The sequence below is a fragment of the Rhizobium sp. IBUN genome, from assembly GCF_000510625.1.
Lineage (GTDB): Bacteria > Pseudomonadota > Alphaproteobacteria > Rhizobiales > Rhizobiaceae > Rhizobium > Rhizobium altiplani.
On the sequence record NZ_AZNV01000054.1, the window covers coordinates 1 to 19,552 of the forward strand.

General features: G+C 60.8%; 12 protein-coding genes. 3 read left to right on the forward strand and 9 right to left on the reverse strand.

Going from position 1 to position 19,552, the window contains the following annotated elements:
- The 4 genes from RHIBUN_RS34305 to RHIBUN_RS0129420 form a co-directional block, all read right to left on the reverse strand.
- On the reverse strand, positions 1-10,838 hold a 10,838-nt coding region (locus RHIBUN_RS34305; RefSeq protein WP_037217963.1), incomplete at its 3' end, for a DUF5801 repeats-in-toxin domain-containing protein.
- 336 nt (positions 10,839-11,174) lie between these two features.
- On the reverse strand, positions 11,175-11,954 hold the full coding sequence (locus tag RHIBUN_RS0129410; protein ID WP_025662356.1) for a VOC family protein: 780 nt from the start codon (positions 11,952-11,954) through the stop codon (positions 11,175-11,177).
- 52 nt (positions 11,955-12,006) lie between these two features.
- On the reverse strand, positions 12,007-12,474 hold the full coding sequence (locus RHIBUN_RS0129415; protein WP_025662357.1) for a DUF1579 domain-containing protein: 468 nt from the start codon (positions 12,472-12,474) through the stop codon (positions 12,007-12,009).
- Between the two features lie 33 nt (positions 12,475-12,507).
- A complete protein-coding gene (locus RHIBUN_RS0129420; RefSeq protein WP_025662358.1) occupies positions 12,508-13,236 on the reverse strand; it encodes a thioredoxin family protein in 729 nt (242 codons plus the stop codon).
- Positions 13,237-13,326: 90 nt separating this feature from the next.
- Here RHIBUN_RS0129420 and RHIBUN_RS0129425 point away from each other — a divergent pair, with 90 nt between their 5' ends.
- Positions 13,327-13,773 (forward strand): MarR family winged helix-turn-helix transcriptional regulator, encoded by a 447-nt coding sequence (locus tag RHIBUN_RS0129425; RefSeq protein WP_025662359.1) that lies wholly within the window; start codon positions 13,327-13,329, stop codon positions 13,771-13,773.
- A gap of 23 nt (positions 13,774-13,796) precedes the next feature.
- Here the strand turns inward: RHIBUN_RS0129425 and RHIBUN_RS0129430 are convergent, their stop codons facing one another.
- From RHIBUN_RS0129430 to RHIBUN_RS0129440, 3 genes are all read right to left on the reverse strand, one after another.
- On the reverse strand, positions 13,797-14,552 hold the full coding sequence (locus RHIBUN_RS0129430; protein ID WP_025662360.1) for an RES family NAD+ phosphorylase: 756 nt from the start codon (positions 14,550-14,552) through the stop codon (positions 13,797-13,799).
- A complete protein-coding gene (locus tag RHIBUN_RS0129435; protein WP_018859620.1) occupies positions 14,512-14,895 on the reverse strand; it encodes an MbcA/ParS/Xre antitoxin family protein in 384 nt (127 codons plus the stop codon). Before RHIBUN_RS0129435 ends, RHIBUN_RS0129430 begins: the two co-directional genes overlap by 41 nt.
- 87 nt (positions 14,896-14,982) lie before the next feature.
- Complete coding sequence (locus RHIBUN_RS0129440) at positions 14,983-15,405, reverse strand: organic hydroperoxide resistance protein (RefSeq protein ID WP_025662361.1); 423 nt, start codon at positions 15,403-15,405, stop codon at positions 14,983-14,985.
- A 123-nt stretch (positions 15,406-15,528) separates the two neighbouring features.
- Here RHIBUN_RS0129440 and RHIBUN_RS0129445 point away from each other — a divergent pair, with 123 nt between their 5' ends.
- Positions 15,529-15,996 carry a MarR family transcriptional regulator gene (locus RHIBUN_RS0129445; protein ID WP_018859622.1) on the forward strand — a complete coding sequence of 156 codons (468 nt, stop codon included), beginning with the start codon at positions 15,529-15,531 and terminating at the stop codon, positions 15,994-15,996.
- A gap of 34 nt (positions 15,997-16,030) precedes the next feature.
- Here RHIBUN_RS0129445 and RHIBUN_RS0129450 read toward each other — a convergent pair whose 3' ends face one another.
- Positions 16,031-17,956, reverse strand: coding sequence for a BTAD domain-containing putative transcriptional regulator (locus RHIBUN_RS0129450; RefSeq protein WP_025662362.1), 1,926 nt, complete (start codon positions 17,954-17,956; stop codon positions 16,031-16,033).
- 113 nt (positions 17,957-18,069) lie between these two features.
- Between RHIBUN_RS0129450 and RHIBUN_RS0129455 the strand changes: the two genes are divergently transcribed.
- Positions 18,070-18,783 (forward strand): DUF1194 domain-containing protein, encoded by a 714-nt coding sequence (locus RHIBUN_RS0129455; protein WP_025662363.1) that lies wholly within the window; start codon positions 18,070-18,072, stop codon positions 18,781-18,783.
- A 37-nt stretch (positions 18,784-18,820) separates the two neighbouring features.
- On the opposite strand, the gene RHIBUN_RS0129460 is transcribed toward RHIBUN_RS0129455, so the two are convergent.
- Entirely contained in the window at positions 18,821-19,549 is a 729-nt protein-coding gene (locus tag RHIBUN_RS0129460; RefSeq protein WP_018859625.1) for a L,D-transpeptidase, read from the reverse strand.
- Positions 19,550-19,552 lie beyond the last annotated feature (3 nt).

The following is a 19,552-nucleotide window of genomic DNA, read 5'->3' on the forward strand; positions in this document are numbered from 1 at the left end:
GTGTCCGTCGCGGTCGCCGTGTAGTTGTGCGACGAGCCGTTCGACAGTGCCGTGCCCGGCGTATAGGTGAACGCTCCGCCCGTCGCCGTCCCCGTCGCAACCTGCGTACCGTTGTCATAGAGAATGACAGTGGAGCCGGTCTCGGCGCTGACGGTCACCGTCGGCGTCGTGTCGTTGGTGGAGCCGTTATTCGACACCGTGCCCGTGACCGGCGTAACGTTGTCGGATACCGAAATGGTCGGTGCAGCAGGCGCTACGGTATCGACTGTGACCATATAGACACTCGACGCGGCGCCGGTGTTGCCTGCGGCGTCGGTTGCCTTCGCCGTGAACGTATAGGTGGCGTCCGTAAGCGCAGTGTCCGGTGTGAAGGTCCACGCACCAGTGGTGGCATCGGCCGCAGTAGTTCCGATTTCCGTGGTGGTGCCATTCACCGTCTCATAGATATGGACGGTTGCCCCGGCTTCGGCCGTGCCCGAAATCGTCGGCGTGTTGTCGTTGGTCTGACCGCCGGTGGCAATGGTCACGCTGCCCGAAGGCACGTTGTCGACAACACTGAGGATCACCGGTGCCGCCGGCGGCGTGGTGTCGTGCACATTGATGGTCAGCGTGTTGCCGGCGGTATCGCCATCGTTATCGACGAGTGTGAAACTGATTACTTCCTGCTTGTCCTGTGTGACAGTGTTAGGCGCCGTGTAGCTATAGTCGCCTGCGCTGTGACCACTGCCGCTATCAACAAAGTAGAAGGTCAGCTGGCCGCCATTGGCGGTCTGGATCGTCACATAGTGTGAACTGGTCGCCCCTCCATTTGCGAGCGTCGCGGAATTCGCAGCCAACGCGTCGTAGGTATAGGTCTTGCCGTCGATCGTGATCGACTGAACATGGCCGCCATCGGCGCCGAAGCTGCCGAGCACTTCGCCCGAAGTGCCGGTGAGGATGCTGCCGTTAGTGTTGGCGGCCACAGGCACCAGAGCGACGAGCGTATCGACGAGAGCGCCGAAGTTGGTCAGCGTCACGACGGCGGTGGGGCCGCCGTGTGCGTCGACGTCCACCTGCCCCAGCGTACTGGTAGAGACGTCGTTGCCGATACCGATTGCCGTGACGTTGATGCCGTTAGTCGTGATGTAGTTCTGCCACGACGTATATGCGCTGTTGGTGGTGGGCAGACCGAAGCTAGTATTTTGGTTCGGATCACCGTCGCTGATGAAGAAGACCTGCTTGTTGGACCCGCTAACAGGGTTGAAGCTAGCTCTGACCTCGTTGAGAGCGTCCGTGTAATCGGTGCCGGTCGTGTTGATGCCAGCGCGGGCGCTCTGTACTGTGTTGCCCGCTGCGTTAGCGGTTGAGATCAGGCTGTCGATGGCCGCTTTAAGGGTGCTATAGTCAGCGTACGTCCCCAAGGTCTTGGCGCTGTCCGCGAAGGCGATCACCGTGATCGCCGTGCCGCTGCTCGTGAACAGCTTCTCGGCGGCGGCTTCCACCGCCTGAAGTTCCTTGATGTAGTCGGCGTTGCTGATGCTCCTGGAAACATCAAGCACGAAGGCGGCGTTGACCGCCTGCGCCGACTGTGTGGAGCCAGCATTGACCGTCACGCTGATGGCGTTCGGAGCCGACGGCGCGTCATCGATGGCATTAATGGCAATCGTGTTGGTGGACGTATTACCGTAGCCGTCCGTCACCTTATAGGTGAAGGTATCGATCCCGTTCTCGGTGTTGGCGCCCTGCGTGTGTGTTGTGTCGGTAGCGACCGACGTCAACGTATAGGTGTAGCTTCCGTTCGCATTGATCTGGATAGAACCATGTACGCCCTGTCCGGTTCCCTCCAGCGCATATGTTAGCGTGCTGTTTGCCGCGCCCGTTGCCGAAAGCTGGCCGGAAGCCGACGCGTTTGTCGGGTGCGCGGAATCCGTGCCCGACGCAAGCGCGGACTCATTGACCGTCACCGAACCCGGCTGTGCCGCGATGGGGTCATTCGTGACCGTGATGTCAAGCTTCGCCGTCGAGGTGTCACCGTCACCGTCCTTGATCGTGTAGACGAAGTGATCCACCGCGCCGCTGACATAGCTGTCAGGGTTCGCCGTGTAGGTGTAGGTGCCGTTCGCGTGTAGCGTCAGCTTGCCGTAGTTGCCTTCGATCTCCTGATCGACGCCCGTGCTGAGCGCCGTGCCTGTGTCGCTGCCAGTGGCAACGCCAACCACGCCGCCGCCAGTGGCCTGGCCGTCGGCGCCAAACACATCCGCGTCGGTACCATCGGTGAAGACATTGCCATTGGCGATCGTTGCACCTTCGACGACGCTGTTGGTGCCGTCATGGGCCGTCGGCACGTCGTCGACGATGTCGATGACGAGCGACGCGGCTGCTGAGGTCTCGCCGTCGGCGTCCGTGACAGTCAGCGAGAAGGTGTCGCTCTCGGCGCTGTTCGCGACATCCGCCGCGGCATGCGTGAGTGTGTAGGAATAGTTCACCACACCGTTGTCGTAGCCAGTGAACGACAGAACACCCAGATCAGTCTCGATCTCCGTATCTGCCAGATCTGTGATGGCGACCTCGACGCTGTGCGAAATGCCACCAACCGTATACGTGACTGTCACATGATCGAGATCGGAACTGCCGTCCGCGTCGGTCAGGGTGATCGTGCCGGTGGTGACATTGCTGTCGTCCCCAGCGGACGAGCCGGCCGGCTGCGTGCTGGTCGCGGCAATGCCAGCCTCGTCGACGGAATTGTGGCTACCGGCCACACCATCGGTCGGCGTCACCGAGACCGTCGGCAGATGGTTGGCGCCGGTAACCGTGAAGGTCAGCGTGGTGTGTGACAGGTCACCGTCACCATCCTTGATGGTGTAGGTGAATGTCTCCGTCGCCTTTTCGCCCTTGACTAGGTCCTTCGCCGCCTCCGCGTCGGCCTCGTAGCTGTAGCTGCCACCCGCATTCAGCGTCAGTTTGCCATAGGTGCCCTGCACGATTGTGCCCACCGTGTCCGCATCCTCGACACCGTCCGTCTCGCCGAGTTCGACGCCGACAACGCCGCCGCCGGAGGCAAAACCGTCCGCACCGGGGATGTCGTTATGCAACACGCCATTGGTTGCATCCACCGTCAGCGTGTCGTTCGCCGTGACGTCGTTCTCGTCGAAGTTCGCCGTCGGCATGTCGTCGATGATGTTGATGGTGAGCTGGCCAGTCGTACTCGTTTGATTATCGTTGTCGGCGACGCCAACCACAAAGGTAGCCGCGACCTTATCGCTGGCAGCATTGTCCAGCAATGTATAGCTGTAGTGGATAGCACCCACACCGCTCACGGGGTTGTACTCGTACCAAGCACTCAGCGAACCAATGAGGCAATCAGCAATCACGGTCGGATGCGACGAGTTGCTTGAGATAGTCGCGCCACCGAGGATCACCGCCGAGACACCGTCCACCGACGTGAACGTGATATTGCCGCTAGCCGTGGTCGACTTGGTGCCATCCGACCCTGCGGGCTCGCCGCCACGCTCATCAAGACCAGCCTCGTAGACCGTGTTTGCCGCGGTTTGCACCGTCGGGACGGGGAGATCCCCCAGGGAAGGCGTCGAGTTGCCGATATTGATCGTCAACGTCGTGGTCGAGGTGTCGCCGTCGTTATCCTCTATTGTGTAAGTGAAGACGTCGGAACCGCCGCCGGCCGAGCCGGGGGTGCGGGTGTAGGTGTAGCTACCATCCGCGTGCATGACCAGCGAGCCGTACTGACCGGCGATCGAAGCGGTGTTAATCCCGACGGCATTGACATTGCCCGACACAGCGTTGGTGGTGCTGCCGGCGGCGACACCCACAACCGCGCCCGAAGTCGCCCTGCCGTCCGCGCCGAATACATCGGCGACGTTGCCAGCAATGTCTGCCTGCAGCACGTTCCCGCCGAAATCAGCCGAGCCTGCCGAGAAGGTGATCGTATCCGCGTTCGCAGTCGGCACGTCGTCGGCGATGTCGATGACGAGGCTGGCGGTGCTCGTCGCGTTGCTCTGGTCAGTCACTGTCAGGGTGAAGGTGTCGCTCGCGGAATCCGCGCCCGCCGCGTTGGTGACCGCTTTGTTCAGCGTATAGGTGTAGTTGATATCCCCGGTGGTCGGATTGTAGCCGGTAATGACCAGCGTACCGTGCGCGGCGTCGAAGCTGATCGGATTGCTACCCGTGAGTGCGCTGACCGACAGGGTCGTGGTATTTCCACCAAGGCTCACCGTCAGTGACTTGATGTCATTGGCCGACGACGTGCTGTCAACATCGAACAGATGGATGATACCGCTCGTGGTCGCACTGCCGGCACCGTCATGGTGCGAGCCCGTCGCAAGCGCGGCCTCGTCAACGGAATTGTGGCCGCCGGCCACGCCGCCCGTCGGCGTCACCGTGATCGTCGGCGCGCTGTTCGTGACGGCATGCACATTGATGGTGGCAGTGACGGCATCGCCGTCGCCATCGGTCAGTTTGGCGGCGAAGGACAGATCCGTGGTGGTCGAGACCGTGGTCGTCGTCGTCGTCGTGCCTACGGTGGCGGTGGAGAGGTCGATCTTGAGCTGAGCATTCGAACCGCCGGTAAATTCGACGGAAACGATCGTCTTGCCAGTGGCAGCGGTGATCGTCAGAGGGCTTCCCGTGCCGACACTCGAAGCGTTCTGAGTGGTGCCGTCCGAGAAGATGACCTTATAGCTGACCTTCTCGCTGTCGCGGCCGCTGGCAAAGTCGAACTTGACGCTGTTCGGATCGGACTCGCTGAAGTCAAACTTAATTTTCTCGTTAGTGTCGAAGTTGCCGTTGCCAACCCCAAAACCGTTGCTCGAACCAACAACGTTGGCGGACCCGGTGACCTCGGCGATCTTGTGACCGCCAGAGGTCACATCCACCTTCGAAGCCGGCTGATTGCTGTGCGTAAGCGCGTGATTGGCGTCGCCGTAGACGGTCGCCGTCGATGTCGTGGTGGTCGTGCTCGTGCCGAAGGTCTTGTACTCTGTGAAAGTATAACCCTGCTCATTGCCCGCGATTTCGAGCTTGAAGACCTGGCTGCCGGTCGCGGGTGCCACGCTGCCTGTGACGACAGATCCGGTATAGGCGATCAGGGTCGCACCGTCGCTGCTTATCCAGTAGTGCACCGCCTGGCCGTTCGAAACGAGGTTCTCCGGCGCGCTGTTGCCGGCGAGGCTGGCGTGACCCGCGCCATCGGCGCCCGCGTGGAAATCGAGCAGGCCGATCACCGTGCTGATACCGGTCATCGAAATTGCGCTGGTCGCATTGCCCATTGTCGGGCTGTCGTCGTTGACGGTGACGCTCAGCGTCTTGCTCTGCGTGTCGTTGTCACCATCCGTCACCTGATAGGTGAAGTTCAGCGTCAGGTTGTCTTCATATTTGCTGCCGGCCACAACGGTGTTGGCCGAGGTGTTGAACGGATCGGCGAGCGGCGCATTAATGCTGATGCTGTACGCGCCGGCCTGGTCGACGGTGACGACAACCGCCGCCGCTTGGCCACCGGAACCGCTGAAATGATCGCTGGTGCCGACATAGGAGTTGGTCGCGGAATTCCAGGTGAAGGTCACCTTCTCGGCATGGGCCACGCCTTCGCCGTCTACATAGAGGACATGCAGTTCACCATTGTTCTGGTTCTTGCTGTTGACAACCGAGAGACCGGTGATCTCGATCGACTTCACGCCGTCCGCGCCAGCGCTGAAATTCAGCGTTCCGGAGGTCGTCTTGAGGTTGGCACCGGTCAGGTCGCCAGCGCCACCATCAATGCCATGGGACTGGGCTTCATCGTCGAGCGAAGGGGCTGTCGTCGCGCGCGCTTGCGGCGTTGCGTCTTGGAACCTGATGTTGCCGCCGAGATCGATCGAGGCGCTGTCGCTCCTCTGGTCGCCGTCACCATCGGTGACCGTCGCCGACGCTGTCAGCTTGACGAGGCCGTTGTTGAGCGAGATCACCGAGCCATTGCCGGCTCCGACATGATCGATCGCGTCGTATTGCGTCAGCGTCACGACGCCGGTGACACTGTTCACTGAAATCGAGAAGACCGTGTTCGCGGAGCCGACGTCGTCGGAATTCAACGCGGTCGAACCGACGATCTGGCCGTTGACCTCATACAGATAGATCTCATGGCCCTGGCTTTCGAGGCCGGAAGCCACAAGGCCATCCTGCGCGCTGCCTGTTACATCGAGCGAATAGCTCCTGATAACCGGATTTGCCGTTGCCGCGCCATCGGCGCCAAAGGACGTGTTGACCGAGAATGCCAGATCGAAGTTGGCCGTCGCCGTATCGGAACTGCTGCCGATCGTGGCGCTATCCTGCGTTGTCACGGTGACGTCTTGATTCTTAACCGTCACATCAATGCTCGGACCATCGTCTTCGAACCTGATATTGCCGCCCAGATCGATCGTAGCGTTGCTACTCTTCTGGTCTCCGTCACCATCGGTGATCGTCGCCGTCGCCGTCAGCTTAACGAGATTGTCGGCGAGCGAGACCACCGTGCCGTCGCCGCCGTGATCGATGGCGCTGTACTGCGTCAGCTTGACCGTGCCCGCGTCTGTACCCGCATTGTCCACCTCGATCTTGAACACGGCCTTCTGCAGGACGTCGGAAGAGTTCGATGAGGTCGAGGTCGAACCGTAGACCGTATTGCCGATCTTGTAGAGATAGATCGTCTGCCCGTGGCTATCGAGCAGGGAGTCAACCCGGTTGTGGCTGTCCGGCTGACCGGTCACCGAAAGCGCGTAGCTTTTAATGATGTTGCCGGCGCCGTCCGCGCCGTAGCTGCTGGAGCCGACCGTGAATACGCCGGCGAAGTTCTGGCTGGCCGTGTCGGACTTGGCGCTGTACTTCGTGTCGATGGTGTCGGCGTCCTGCGTGGTCAGGGTGAGCGCGGCGTCGCTGCCCGCTGTCAGCGTGATCGACGGCGTGTCGTCGTCGAATTTGATATTGCAGCCGAGATCGATCGAAGCGCTATCGGTCGCCTTGTCGCCATCATGGTCGGTGATCGTCACAGTCGCCGTCAGCTTGACGAGGCCCTCGTCGAGCGAGATGACCGAACCATTGCCGTTGCCGACATGATCGATGGCGTCGTACTGGGTCAGCGTGACCTTGCCAGTGCCGTCCACGGAGATCGTGAAGATGGTGTTGCCCTGCCCGACGCTGTGGGACGAGGAGGCAGTTGAGCCAACAATTACACCATTGATCTCGTAGAGATAGATTGCATGGTCGTTGCTTTCGAGCCCGGAGTCGACGCGGTCGCCGAAGCCGCCACGATCCCAGTCGTCATGGTCATCATGATGCGAATTGCCGCTGAGGCTGAGCGCATAGGTGGTGTTTGTAGTACCGGCGCCGTCCGCGCCATGGGAAGTGGTAGTCTTGAACGCCCCGGAGAAATCGGCGCTCGCCGTGTCGGTACCGCCGGCCCCGCTCCCGATCGTGTCGTGATCCTGCGTCTCAAGAGTCGGCGCCTTCGAAGCGGAGGCGGAGATCGCCGCCACCGGCACGTCGTCGATGACGCTGACGAGGAAGCTCTTGGCATCCAACGTTACGTTGTCGTTGTCGAAATCGGTGTACTGGACCAGGCTTGACAGGTCGAGCTTCAGCACGCCCTCGCCATTGTTGCCGTAGCTGTGGTCGAGATTATCCTTGAGTTCGAATTTCCAGCTGCCGTTGTCATAGACGATGAGGGTGAAGACAGAGTGCGCGCCTTCGCCAGTCGTCCCGGCGGTAAGCACCTGATAGCCGTCATACGAGGCGACAGAGGTGATGGTAACGGGATATCCGTCGGAGTTCACCGGATAGCCGTTGGCATCAACGATAGCCACCGGATGGCCATTGGCATCGACGATATTCGTTCCACTGGAGGCTACGAACGAGAAATGCCCGCCTTCGTCGGCGCCGGTGTTGACCAGCGTGGCGAGCGAATTCGCGCCGCTGCCGCTGACGACCGCGGTGGTATTGTCGTGGAAATGGCCGTGGTGGCTGATGTCGTCGTCCGTGGCCGAGCCCGAGCCGCCACTGGTATCCTCATTGCCGTTGAGCTGCTCTTCCTCGACCGTACCCGAGACATGGGCGCGACCGGCCGTAGTCGGCGCGTCGTCGGTGATGGCGATTGTCAGGCCGCCGGTCAGCGGAATGCTGTCGCCATCGCCGTCGGTCGCCTGGATCAGGCCGCCGAAGTCGATGGACAGGCTCCCATTGGTGGCGTCGGTGCCATGGTCGAGCTGATCGAAGAGCTTGAAGGTGTAGTCACCGTCATTCGACAGGGTCAGCGTGAAGACGACGCGCGCCCCCTCACCCTCGCCCGCCGTCGCGGTGAGGACGCCGTTCGCGACGGTGTAACTCAGCGCGTCGCCATGCGAGGACAGCGCACCGAGGCTGCTTAAGTCGCCGGTGAAGGAAAAACCGCCCTTGCCGTCGCTTCCGAAGTTGACGACGTTCGCGATCGAGCCGCTGGCTGTCGCGGGGCCTGGCAGATTGTTAGAGGCATTGCCGGTATAGGAGCCGTCCGCATTGCCGTCATTCGGGCTCGTACCCTGCGAAAGCGACGTCTTGATGTCGTCTTCAGCGACCGTGGCGCTCTGAAGTGCCTGCTGGTTGATGCTCGGGCTGTCGTCATCGACATTGACGCTGATCGTGCCGGACACGTGGTCGCCGTCGCCGTCATAGATGTCGAAGCCGAAGTTCAGGACGAGATTGTCCTCGGTGCCCGTTGCGGGGTGAGCGAGGGCGGCGTTGAGCGTAACCGAGTAGGTGCCGTCCGCATTGACCGTGACGACGATCGCGTTTTGGACGTGCAGGCTGCTCCAACTCATGGAGCCGCCCTGCCCATTCGGCGTCCAGACCCCATCGCCCAGCACCTCTGCCGTACCCTTGCCGGTACCGTCAATGTACATGACGGAGAGCGCAGCGTTGCCGAGGCCGGCGACGGATCCAAGGCCGGTGATCTGGATATGGCCGAGCCCATCCGAGCCCGCGTCGAAATCGATCGTGCCGAACGCGGTGGCCCCGTGACCGTCGTCACCAGTGCCGCCCTGGTTGCCAGCTTTGCCGACGTCCTCGTCGTCGAGGATGGCACTGTTGCCAGTCACCGACACATTGGCGAGGAACGTGCCGTAGTAGTCGGCGTCCCCGGTTTCCTTGAATTCCAGCGTATTCGATGCATTGCCGGCGCCGCCGACAATGGAGATGCTAAAAGTCGTCATCTGTCCGGGCGGGTCGATTTCGAGCACGACGACGCCGCCGAACGTGACGACCAGGTGCTTGCTGCCCGCCTGTGCCGCGCCGGCCTCGAATGTGAGGGTGTAGCTTTCGCCCTCTGCCAGTTTGAGCACCTGCGAGACCGCTACATCGCCCGGCGATGCGTCGAGGTCGATCATGTATCCGTTCGTCGAGGAATGCATGCCGAGATAGCCGTCGCCGACGCGCTCAAGCTGCGGGGTACCCTCGGAACCGTCCGCCCAGGCGATATGCCAGTTGCCCGAGACACCGGTGCTGTTGACGCCGCTGTTCTCGTTCCAGGCATTGCCGTTGGAGGTGAAGCCATCGAAGAAGAATGAGCCCGAATAGTCGCCAGCCGGTGCCGGGACCGAGATCAGAATTGGGCCATCGTCGCTGAAGCCAATTTTGTCGCCGATATCAACGGTTGCGTCGACTTTGTCGCCGTCGAAATCACTGACCGTGACCTTGGCGAGGACCTGGCCGGACTTGATGAAGTCGATCTCGTCTTGTGAGTTGCTATCGGCGTTGTAGATCGAGACATACTGGACCATCGACAGCTGGCCAGTGACTGGATCGATTGCAAGGGCGAATGCGGCGGGATCGGCACTGGTGACCTCGCCGCTCTCGGCGTCATAACGACCGACGATTAGGCCATTTTCCTCGAAGAAGTAGATTTCGTGGCCGCCCGTGGTCTTAAGGCCGGAATCGTGATTGTTGCCGGAGCCGAGTTCGAGCGACCACTGGACTGCATTCGTAGCGGCAGGACCATTGATGCCGAACTGGATATCGGCCTGCAGGAGGCCGGCGGTCGCGTATTGCGCCCCGTTCATATGCCCATCGAAGCCTTGATTGCTAACACCTTTGAACAGGTCCGCAATATCGGAGAGGGCCGTATCGTTGTCCGGGCTGGTCTGGATGCCTGCCGATTCATCGAGTACGAGCGTCGCGGCAAGGTTGCCGAGGTTAATGACGTGCAGGCTGACTGTCGGCGAACCGTCCGGGACCGCTGGCGATGTCGGTGGGGTTGCATCTTGGCCGTGTCTGCCGACTCCGCCGAAGAGGCGGCCGGGCTGACCATCCGGCTGGTCCGTGTTCTGCAGGAGGTCCGCTATCAGCGGCGGCAGATGGGGAGGCTGCTGGATCGTGTCGAAGTTGCCGCCCGAGCTTGGGGAACCTGAATGGGCCGAATAAGAGCCGTCGGGACCCGCCGCAACGTTGATGTTGTTCTGCTCGAGGGCAGCGATCACGGCCTGCTGCGGCAGCTCGACTTCGCCGAGCAGGAAGGTCGGCACGTGCAGGGCGCCGTTGACGATGACGATCTCGGTGCCCTCTGCCTGGATGAGCACGAGATTGTTGCCTTCGACGCGGATGTCGTCGATCGACACGTCAGCCGGCAGGTGGGCGACGTTGTTCTGATCCGGAACGATTTCGGCCGGATGGGCGCTGGCAGCTGCCGTCTGGGGCGCCGCCGGCACGCGGTCGGTCTTCTCCGGCTGCTGGTTGTTATCGGCTTGCGCGACCTCAACGCCCTGACGAGCGGAAGTCTCAATACTTGCGTCTTCATGAATGTCCTGGCGGAAGTCGTGCGAGACGTTTTCGCTTGCAGTAGCGGAAATGCGCGGATCTTCGATAGACATAACAAAACAACCCCAATGAGAAACTGGGGCCAATCAATTACGCGGAAGAGCCAAAATCAATACTTGCAGCCGCTTCAGGCATAGCCGGTTATGCTTCCACCCAAAAATGTTTTAGGAAGAGTTAACGCGGCGGCCCCGAACCTCGCCGGAAACGCTAAAATTCTAATAAAATTAATGAAGTACAAACGCGCTCCGGCCGCGTATCCCGGCTTCCTCGATTCTACGCTCACGCTGCCATCAGCGCTTTCCGCTAGACCTCCTGGACCCCTCAAACAGTTCAACGCGAGACGGCGTCCGGCCATCTCGCGCTGAGTTGAAAATCGTCGTTTAGCGCGCTTATCGAGCGGGCGCGACGAGGCAGAAGAATGCCCCCTGGGGATCGGCCGCCTGGATGATCCAGCTGCCGCCGGGCACTTCCATCGGGCCGTTCAGCACCGTGCCGCCACCCGCCTTGACGCGTTCGATAGCCGAATCGATGGCCGGCACATTGAAATAATAGGCCCATGCCGGCATGGGAACGCTCGGCGGCTTGGTCATCATGCCGCCAATTTGCGTGCCGTGCTCGGCGAAGATGGTATAGGCGCCCATCTCACCCATGTCGAAGTCATGATCCTTCGTCCAGCCGAAGACCTTCGAGTAGAATGTGAAGGCTTCGGCACCGTTGCCGGCATAGAGTTCGTGCCAGCCGATATGGCCGGGCGTACCCATCGGTGCCGGCGGCGACGGATTGTCCCTCGGCAGCGGCGTCATGATGCAGATGACCGCCCCATGCGGATCGGCAACGACGGCAAAGCGTCCGACCGTCGGAATATCCGCCGGCTCGCGCCGGATGGAGCCACCGTTGGCGGCAAAGTCCTTCGCCGACTTGTCGACGTCATCGACCGCGACATAGCCCGTCCAGTTCGGCGGAATGCCCTTCCCTTCCAGTTCGGCGGGAAAATCCATCAGGCCTGCGACGCCGGCTCCATTCGCTTCGAAGATCGTATAGGGCGGCAGGTCATGGATCGTCATGTCACTTGTCGTCCACCCGACAACCTTGCCATAGAATTCGGCGGCGGCCTTGGGATCGGGGGTCATCAGTTCGCACCAGATGAATTTGCCGTGGTTTTCGGACATGGTCTTCTCCATTTGGATTTGGACTTGCGACGAACGGCAGCGCCGTCCGCAGCTATTGCTTGCGGGTGTAGTGCGCTTCCATGAACTGCTTCCAGGAACCGTCGGGCTGCCTGGCAGCAGAATTGAACGTGCGGTGATCGCGATCGTGGAAGATGAGCTGCTCGCGATACTCGGCGAGTTCGTTTCCGCCGATAAGATCGGGGCCTGTGGTATAGAGGCTCAAGGTCTTGCCGTCGTCGGAAACCTCACCCTCGTAGACCCACATGTGGTCCATCATCGTCCCTATCCAGGTTCCGACATATCTTCCCTTGTCGGCGTTGTAGCCGAGAGTAAGTACCGTCGTCGCCGCGCTACCGCCCGGCATGGTGCCGGAGCCTTCGGCGACGAACCAGATGCCATGAAGCGACCGCACGATCTCCGTCCACGGTTCCTGTCCGGTCATTTCGGGTGCCGTCACGTCCCATACGCCAACGAGGTCTTCGAGGAACTCGTGCTCCTTCAGAACTTTCGCTTGCTGCATCGTCCTTCTCCCTTGGGATGATGGTCGCAGATATCAGTGACAGCAGGATGGCGCGCTCTTGGCCGGCTCGTATTCGTCGTGACGCTTGACGAAATCCATGGTCGCGTCTTCGTTACGTCCCTTCGGCGCGCGATCGAGGATCATCAAGGTGCCGACCGCTTCTTCGAGGCCGCGGGCGTAGCTCGAGTAGGTATGGAAGACTTCGCCTGCGTCGTTCTTGTAGAATGCGCTTAGACCGGGAAGCTCGTCATTGGCGTTGGCCGGATCAATCGCCTCGAAATTGTAGAAGACCTTGTCCTTCGCCAGATCCTCCGGACTGAAGGATACATGGTAGTCGAAGTTGAAGCTGTTATCGAAGGATGAGACCCAAGGGAATTTCCAGCCCATGCGCTTCTTGTAAGCCTCGATCCTGGCGAGCGGCGCGCGCGAGACGGCGACCCAGGTGACATCATGGTTGTTGAGATGCGGTAGCGTTCCATCGACGTGATCCGACAGGAACGAGCATCCGGGGCAACCGGCCTCCCGATCGGGGCCAAGCATGAAATGATAGATCAAAAGCTGGCTGCGCCCATCGAAAAGGTCGGCGAAACCTTTCTTGCCCTGCGGCGTGTCGAATATGTAGTTCCTGTCAACCTTGACCCATGGCAGGGCCATGCGTTCGGCGTTGACCTTGTCCCTCAGATGCGTCGCTTCCTTCTCCTTGAGAAGCAGTGCACGGCGGGCTTCCAGCCATTCTTCACGGGAAACGACTTGGTTCTGCATCACGTGCGCCCTCCTCCGGCGCGGTCGAGACGTGCTTGGTTCATGCTCCTTTTCCTTGACTAATTACATTGATATCAATATAAATTGATCATGTCAAACGCGGTAGAGATTCCCTATTCAACGACACTTCTGGTACGTGACACGTGTCTGTGCCTGCATGTGCAGCGCGCGGCGCGCGCACTGGCGCGGCTCTTCGACGATGCCCTTCGCCCTGTCGGGCTCACCAACGGCCAGTTTTCGCTGATGATGTCGCTGAACCGCCCGGAACCGCCGCCCATGGGACCGGTCGCGACCCTGCTTGCGATGGACCAAACGACATTGACGGCAGCGCTCAAGCCATTGCAGCGTCGTGGTTGGGTAAATGTAACGCAGAATGCGAAAGACAAGCGCCGGCGCCTGCTAAGCCTGACGCCCGAAGGAAAGGCCGTGCTCGCGGCCGCAGTGCCGATCTGGGAAACCACCCACGCCAGCCTCGAGGAAGTCCTGCCTGATGGCGACATGGGAAGGTTGCGGCGCGACCTGCAGGCGCTCGCCTGACGCTCGGGCCGCCTGCGACATAGTCAGTCGCGCGCCATGCGCGGGTCGCTGGCGAAATCCTCCACCGAGAATCCAATTCTGACTTTCGGGAAATCGCAGAGCGCCTGGACGCCAATACCCGAAAGTCGGATCCTCCAGGTCTGACGCTCGACAGGCTCGCGGGCGGCAAATGCCGCTGCCGTCAAGAGCGCGATATTGCGGCCACGTTGCGGATCCCGCACGGATTCGTAGAGGATTGCCTGGCAACCCGCCTCGCGAGCAGCGTCGGCCAGGGCCTGACAGGGCGCATAATTCTGAGGATCCGTCCATATCGCCCGATCGGCCTCGAGAGGAGCGCGGGTCAGGTCGATTGCCGATGCGGTCGCGATGGCCGCGGCAAAGGCCGTATACTCGGCGGCATTGGCCGGAAGCGATGTTGCGGGCGACTCAGAATAGAACAGCAACCGGTAGAACGCCATTTCGGCAAGCGCGGTTTCCACCCGCTCGGACGCATAGAAGACGCCCAGCGTGCGCCCTGCCCGGCGGAAACGCGACCCATGCGGATAGACGGCGCCATAGCGGAACGGGGTCGCCAGCAGGTAGTCCAGCCCGATGCATTCCGGCGGCAGCGCCGGCTTGCTTTCTTCGAGCAAGGCTTCGAGCAGCGCCTGCTCATCGAGCGTGTCGACAAGCTTCAGCGTCGAAATCTGGTGCTGCGCCTCGACCAGACGCCAGAACCTACCCGAGATCGCCCGCGTCTCAGACGATAGCGCGGCGGGCGTCCAGATAGGCAAGGACATCGGTCAATCCCGAAATGCTGACGATCTTTTCGAGCGGCGTGGCGCCGAGCGCCGTGTTGGCGTTGCGCAGCCATTGCCGGGCAACGGTCTCGTCGCCGCCGACAATCGCGTCGAGCGAGCGAAATAGACGGACCAGCAGGATCGCGAGCTCAAAGGACTTCGAGCCGCGCTCAAGCAGATAATCCTGCCGCTTCATGCGCGAGACGGTCGCCTCGGAAACGCCGAGTACCGCCGAAAGCGTTCTGGCGTTGAGGCCGAGACGATCAGCGGCATTGACGGCGGCCTTGGTGATCACGGCCGCCTCGGGAGCCCGGGCGCCGGAGATCGGATGTGCTACAGCCATGCCATACTCCTTTCACAGGAAAGAATATAGCATCTAAATTTCATATGAAAAGAGCGCCGCATTACGCGACGCTCCTTTTCGCCTTGATCAAGCGACGGTAACCGGAACTTCCGTCGATGTACGCATTGCATGGCTATAGGGGCACACGATGTGGGCCGCAGCGGCAAGCTTTTCGGCGGTCGGCTTGTCGAGGCCGGGAATGTTCACCGTCAGGGCGACTTCGATGCCGAAGCCCGTGCCGTCGTCACGCGGGCCGATGCCGACCGTGGCGCTGACCGTGGTGTCCTCAGGAATCTTAACCTTTTCCTTGCCGGCGACAAATTTCAGCGCACCGAGGAAGCAGGCCGAATAACCGGCTGCAAAGAGCTGTTCAGGGTTGGTGCCGGTCGCGCCATCGCCGCCGAGTTCCTTCGGAACCGTCAGCGTCACATCGAGAACGCCGTTTTCGGAAACGGCGCGGCCTGCGCGGCCACCGGTGGCGGAAGCTTTGGTCGTGTAGAGGATAGGCATGTCAGTCTCCTTTGCGTTGGGGTTGGATTTTGTTTATCGCACAATTAAATTGTACGCAAGTGAATTTTGCAAATTGCATTTCGAATTCGAAAAGAGGACAATCGAGCCCGTGGAAGGACGACAATGAAAGCGCATCTGGCCAAGACGATGGAAATTCCGGAAGAGGAAAAGCGGCTCGAGAACCAGCTCTGCTTTGCTGTCTATTCGACGGCGCATGCCTTTACCCGCGCCTACAAGCCGATCCTTGACAGGGTCGGCCTCACCTATCCCCAATATCTCGTGATGCTGGCGCTTTGGGAGAAGTCCGAGCAGCCGGTCAAGGCGATCGGCGAGCAACTCGATCTCGATTCGGGCACGCTGTCGCCATTGCTCAAGCGCCTGGAACAGAATGGCCTGATCAAGCGCACACGCGATTCCCGCGATGAACGGCAGGTTATCGTGTCGCTGACCGACAACGGCCGCGCGATGCGGAGCGAGATCGACACCATCATGGGCGCAATCGGCCAGGCCGCAGGCTGCACGCTCGAGGAAATGAAGACGATCCGAGGGCTGTTGAAGGGCCTCCGCTCCAATCTGACATCGGCGGCTTGAGCACCAAGACATTCAAGCCGGAGCCGAGACGACATCATGCCCACGGCAAGTCCGCAGCCTCCAGCCGTAACCACAAATCTTGCCGGAACGATGAGCCGCGTGCCTGAAGCAGCTGCTCGAGATACCTACCGTTCAACAAAAGCGTGCTTTCCCTCACATAGGCCACGTCGCCCCGCGCCATCAGGTCCCTGCCCAGCGCTGCGTATGACGCCGCTCGCAGGAGTCGCGCCCAATGATAGTCCGGCAGCACGGTCAGGAAGCGATCAAGGCAGGCGATCGCTTCCTCATACTTCCCGGAGGCGAAATGGGCATCGCCCCGGAACAGGAAAATCGGATGATAGTCCGGACTGACCTGATCGGCCTGATCGAACGCCATGTGCGCCTCGCCGATCAGACCGGCGACGGTCAGTCCAATACCGAGCCACGTGTGGAATTCGGCGTCGTTGGGGTTGAGGTCGACGGCCCTTTGCAACGCCTCCAGGCCGGCCCTGGCGTTTCCCAGGTAGGTTTCAGCAAGGCCGAAGGCGCTGAGCAGGTAGGGTTCGTGGTCATCCAGGCCAAGCCCCACCAGAACGATTTCACGCGCCTGCTGGAAGCCCCCTACGGGATCGTCCAGCCAGCCGTTGAAACAGGAGTGGAAATTTATCCAGGCGAGGCTCTCGCGGACCAGAACGTGATTGGGATCAATGGCCAGGATCCGCTCGCAGAGACGCCGGGCACGGATCATCCCCTTCAACGTCGGCCGCTCGACATGATTGAACACCTGCAGATACAGCTTGTCCGTACCGACTTCGCCCTCCGGCTCGGTGGCCGAACTGGCTGCCGCGTGCTTCATCACGATATGATAGAGATTGCCGCTGATCTTGCGGACAAGCCGGTCCTGCCCGAGGTCGGAATTCGTGCTTTCGTCGAGATATTTGCGGCTCCATATCTGTGTGCCGCTTTGCACGAACACGAGTTGCACCATCGCCCAGCCGGCCTCCCCGTCGCCCTGAACCGCAGTTTCCAGGACATAGTCGGCGCCGACCCGTCTGCCGATTTCCTCGACAGTCTCGTGCCTCGCATTCACGGCAAACATCGTTGCGGCGGCGACCACCGAGAGTGGCGAGAACAGGCCGAGTTCCCCGTTCAGTTTGCGCGTCAGGGATTCGGCGACGAGACTGTCGTCTCCATCATGTGAAAGGCTCCTGATTGGCAGGATCGCGATCCTGGGCTTGCCATTGGTCAAGTCCACGGACGGCTCCTGCTGTTCGCGAATTCGATCGATGAGCTGCTGCGTTTCGAGATCAGGCGCGACACCGAGATTGGCCTCCATCAATGCCTTCAGGCCTTCGTAATGCCTGATGGCACGGGCGCGCTCGCCTCGGGCCTTGTGATGGCGCAGGATCGTTCGATGAGATGGCTCGTGGTAGGGATCCTGCCGCAAAAGGCATTGCGCAGCGAGAACCGCCTGCTCCGTGCTGCCCGCCCTCTCCAAACCTTCGGTTAGATCCGCAAGGCAGTCGGCCAGCAAATTGTGGTGTCGGCCGCGTTCAATCCGAAGCCATGTTTCCAATGTCTCGTCGTTGAAGCTCAATCCCTCGAGAAACTCGCCCTCAAAAGCATCCAGTGACGGCGGCAGAGATCCCGCCTTTGCGCTTTCCGCAAGAGTCTGAATGTCGGTGATAATGGCATCAGTTCTCATCCAGCCGGCGCCGCTGTCGAAGACGAGAGGTGACACGCCGTGGCCGTTGACCGCATGGCGGATTGCAAAGAACGCCTGGCGGAGACTGTTGCGTGCATGCTCCTCGGTGCGCTCGGACCACAGCATGCCCGCCAGTTTCGATCGTGAAACAGGCTTGCCGTTCGACAACGCCAGCATCGCAATCAGCGCCTGATGCTTGCGCGAAGCGATCACAATGCTCTCGCCCGCGGGGGAGAGCAGCTGGAATCGACCGAACAGGCGCAGCATGAACCGCATCGCTACTATCTCAACTTCTAATTTAGCATAAGCAAATAACGGCGGTATAACAGCAGGAAAGCGACCGCTTGTCATAGTCAATTTTGGGCTATGGGCGAACGAGGGATGCGGAAATGCTCAAGATGCTGATTGGTATGGCCGCGGCTGTGGTTTTGATACTGCCCGCGTCTCCATCCTTGGCCTGCGCGGATATCGCGCTGGTTGTGGCCGTCGACGGATCCGGTAGCATCACCGATGACGAATATGCCTTTCAGAAGTCCGCGATCGCCACCGCCTTCCGAGACAACGACGTCCTGGCCATCTTGAGAAGTGCTGGCAACGTTGCGGTATCCGCAGTCTTCTGGGGAGATGGTGAATTCTCCACCCAAAAACTGGATTGGTTCGTCATACACAACGGGAACGGTGCCGAGGCCTTCGCGGCCGCGATCGACGCCAACCAGCGCAGGGTGTTCGGCAACACCGACATCGGCAACGGCATGTGGTCCGCCCTCGATATGCTCGCCGATCCCCGCTTCTGCGCCGTCAAGACCATCATCAATGTCTCCGGCGACGGCAAGGAGACGGTTGCGCCAAAACGACGACAGACGCCGTCGCTCTATCAGGCGCGACAGCGCGCCATGAAGATGGGGACGACCGTCAACGGATTGGTCATTTCCGACGAGGAACCCGATCTTCCCGACTACTACGAGACGCGCGTCATCCTCGGCGAGGATGCCTTCGTGATGGAAATCAGGAGCTTTGCTGATTATGCGACGGCGATCCGCAAGAAGCTTATCAGGGAATTGTCACCGCCTACAGAAGTTCAGGTCGCCGAGCACCGGCAGTGAATGCGACCAGCCAATCAGCTGGCCGCACCCTCTTGGATCACTGCAGAACCACCACCGGAGCCTTGTTCGGCACGCGGTCATAGAGATCGATGATGTCCTGGTTCAGGAGGCGGACGCAGCCGGATGAAACGGCCTTGCCGATGGAGCGCCATTCCGGATTGCCATGCAGGCGGTAGAGCGTGTCTTCGCCATTCGAGAAGATATAGAGCGCCCGCGCGCCAAGCGGGTTCTTCAAGCCCGGCTCCATGCCACCGTTCTCGATCGAATACTTGGCGAGTTCGGGCTGACGCGCGACCATCTCATTCGGCGGCTTCCAACGCGGCCATCTTTGACGCCACTGGATGACGCCGGAACCCTGCCAGGCGAACCCTTCGCGGCCGATGCCGACGCCATAGCGCATGGCGGTGCCGCCCGGCTGAACAAGGTAGAGGAAGCGCGAGGGTGTATCGACGACGATCGTGCCGGGCGCCTGACCGGTCGGATCAACCACCTGCTGACGGTAGAAGCGCGGATCGATCTGCTGGTAGGGCACGGCCGGAATGAGAAAGCCGCCGTCCTCGATCGGGCCATACATGACCGCCAGCTCGGCGTCACCTGGCGTCTGCGGTGCCTGGAACATGTTGACCGGACTGCGCATGACGACCGGCTGAGCCGTGGCATAGGGCGGCGGTCCAGCCGTGGATGCACACCCCGTCAGCGCCGAAGCTGCGGTCACTGCCGAAAAGGAAAGGAAGCTGCGGCGGGAAAGGGGTTTTTCGAAGCTCATACG

Bases quoted from the DNA above. Each gene is read 5' to 3' on its own strand.
- RHIBUN_RS0129410 (WP_025662356.1), bottom strand. From the start codon at position 11,954: ATGTCCGAAAACCACGGCAAATTCATCTGGTGCGAACTGATGACCCCC.
- RHIBUN_RS0129415 (WP_025662357.1), bottom strand. From the start codon at position 12,474: ATGCAGCAAGCGAAAGTTCTGAAGGAGCACGAGTTCCTCGAAGACCTC.
- RHIBUN_RS0129420 (WP_025662358.1), bottom strand. From the start codon at position 13,236: ATGCAGAACCAAGTCGTTTCCCGTGAAGAATGGCTGGAAGCCCGCCGT.
- RHIBUN_RS0129425 (WP_025662359.1), top strand. From the start codon at position 13,327: ATGTCAAACGCGGTAGAGATTCCCTATTCAACGACACTTCTGGTACGT.
- RHIBUN_RS0129430 (WP_025662360.1), bottom strand. From the start codon at position 14,552: ATGTCCTTGCCTATCTGGACGCCCGCCGCGCTATCGTCTGAGACGCGG.
- RHIBUN_RS0129435 (WP_018859620.1), bottom strand. From the start codon at position 14,895: ATGGCTGTAGCACATCCGATCTCCGGCGCCCGGGCTCCCGAGGCGGCC.
- RHIBUN_RS0129440 (WP_025662361.1), bottom strand. From the start codon at position 15,405: ATGCCTATCCTCTACACGACCAAAGCTTCCGCCACCGGTGGCCGCGCA.
- RHIBUN_RS0129445 (WP_018859622.1), top strand. From the start codon at position 15,529: ATGAAAGCGCATCTGGCCAAGACGATGGAAATTCCGGAAGAGGAAAAG.
- RHIBUN_RS0129450 (WP_025662362.1), bottom strand. From the start codon at position 17,956: ATGCGGTTCATGCTGCGCCTGTTCGGTCGATTCCAGCTGCTCTCCCCC.
- RHIBUN_RS0129455 (WP_025662363.1), top strand. From the start codon at position 18,070: ATGCTCAAGATGCTGATTGGTATGGCCGCGGCTGTGGTTTTGATACTG.
- RHIBUN_RS0129460 (WP_018859625.1), bottom strand. From the start codon at position 19,549: ATGAGCTTCGAAAAACCCCTTTCCCGCCGCAGCTTCCTTTCCTTTTCG.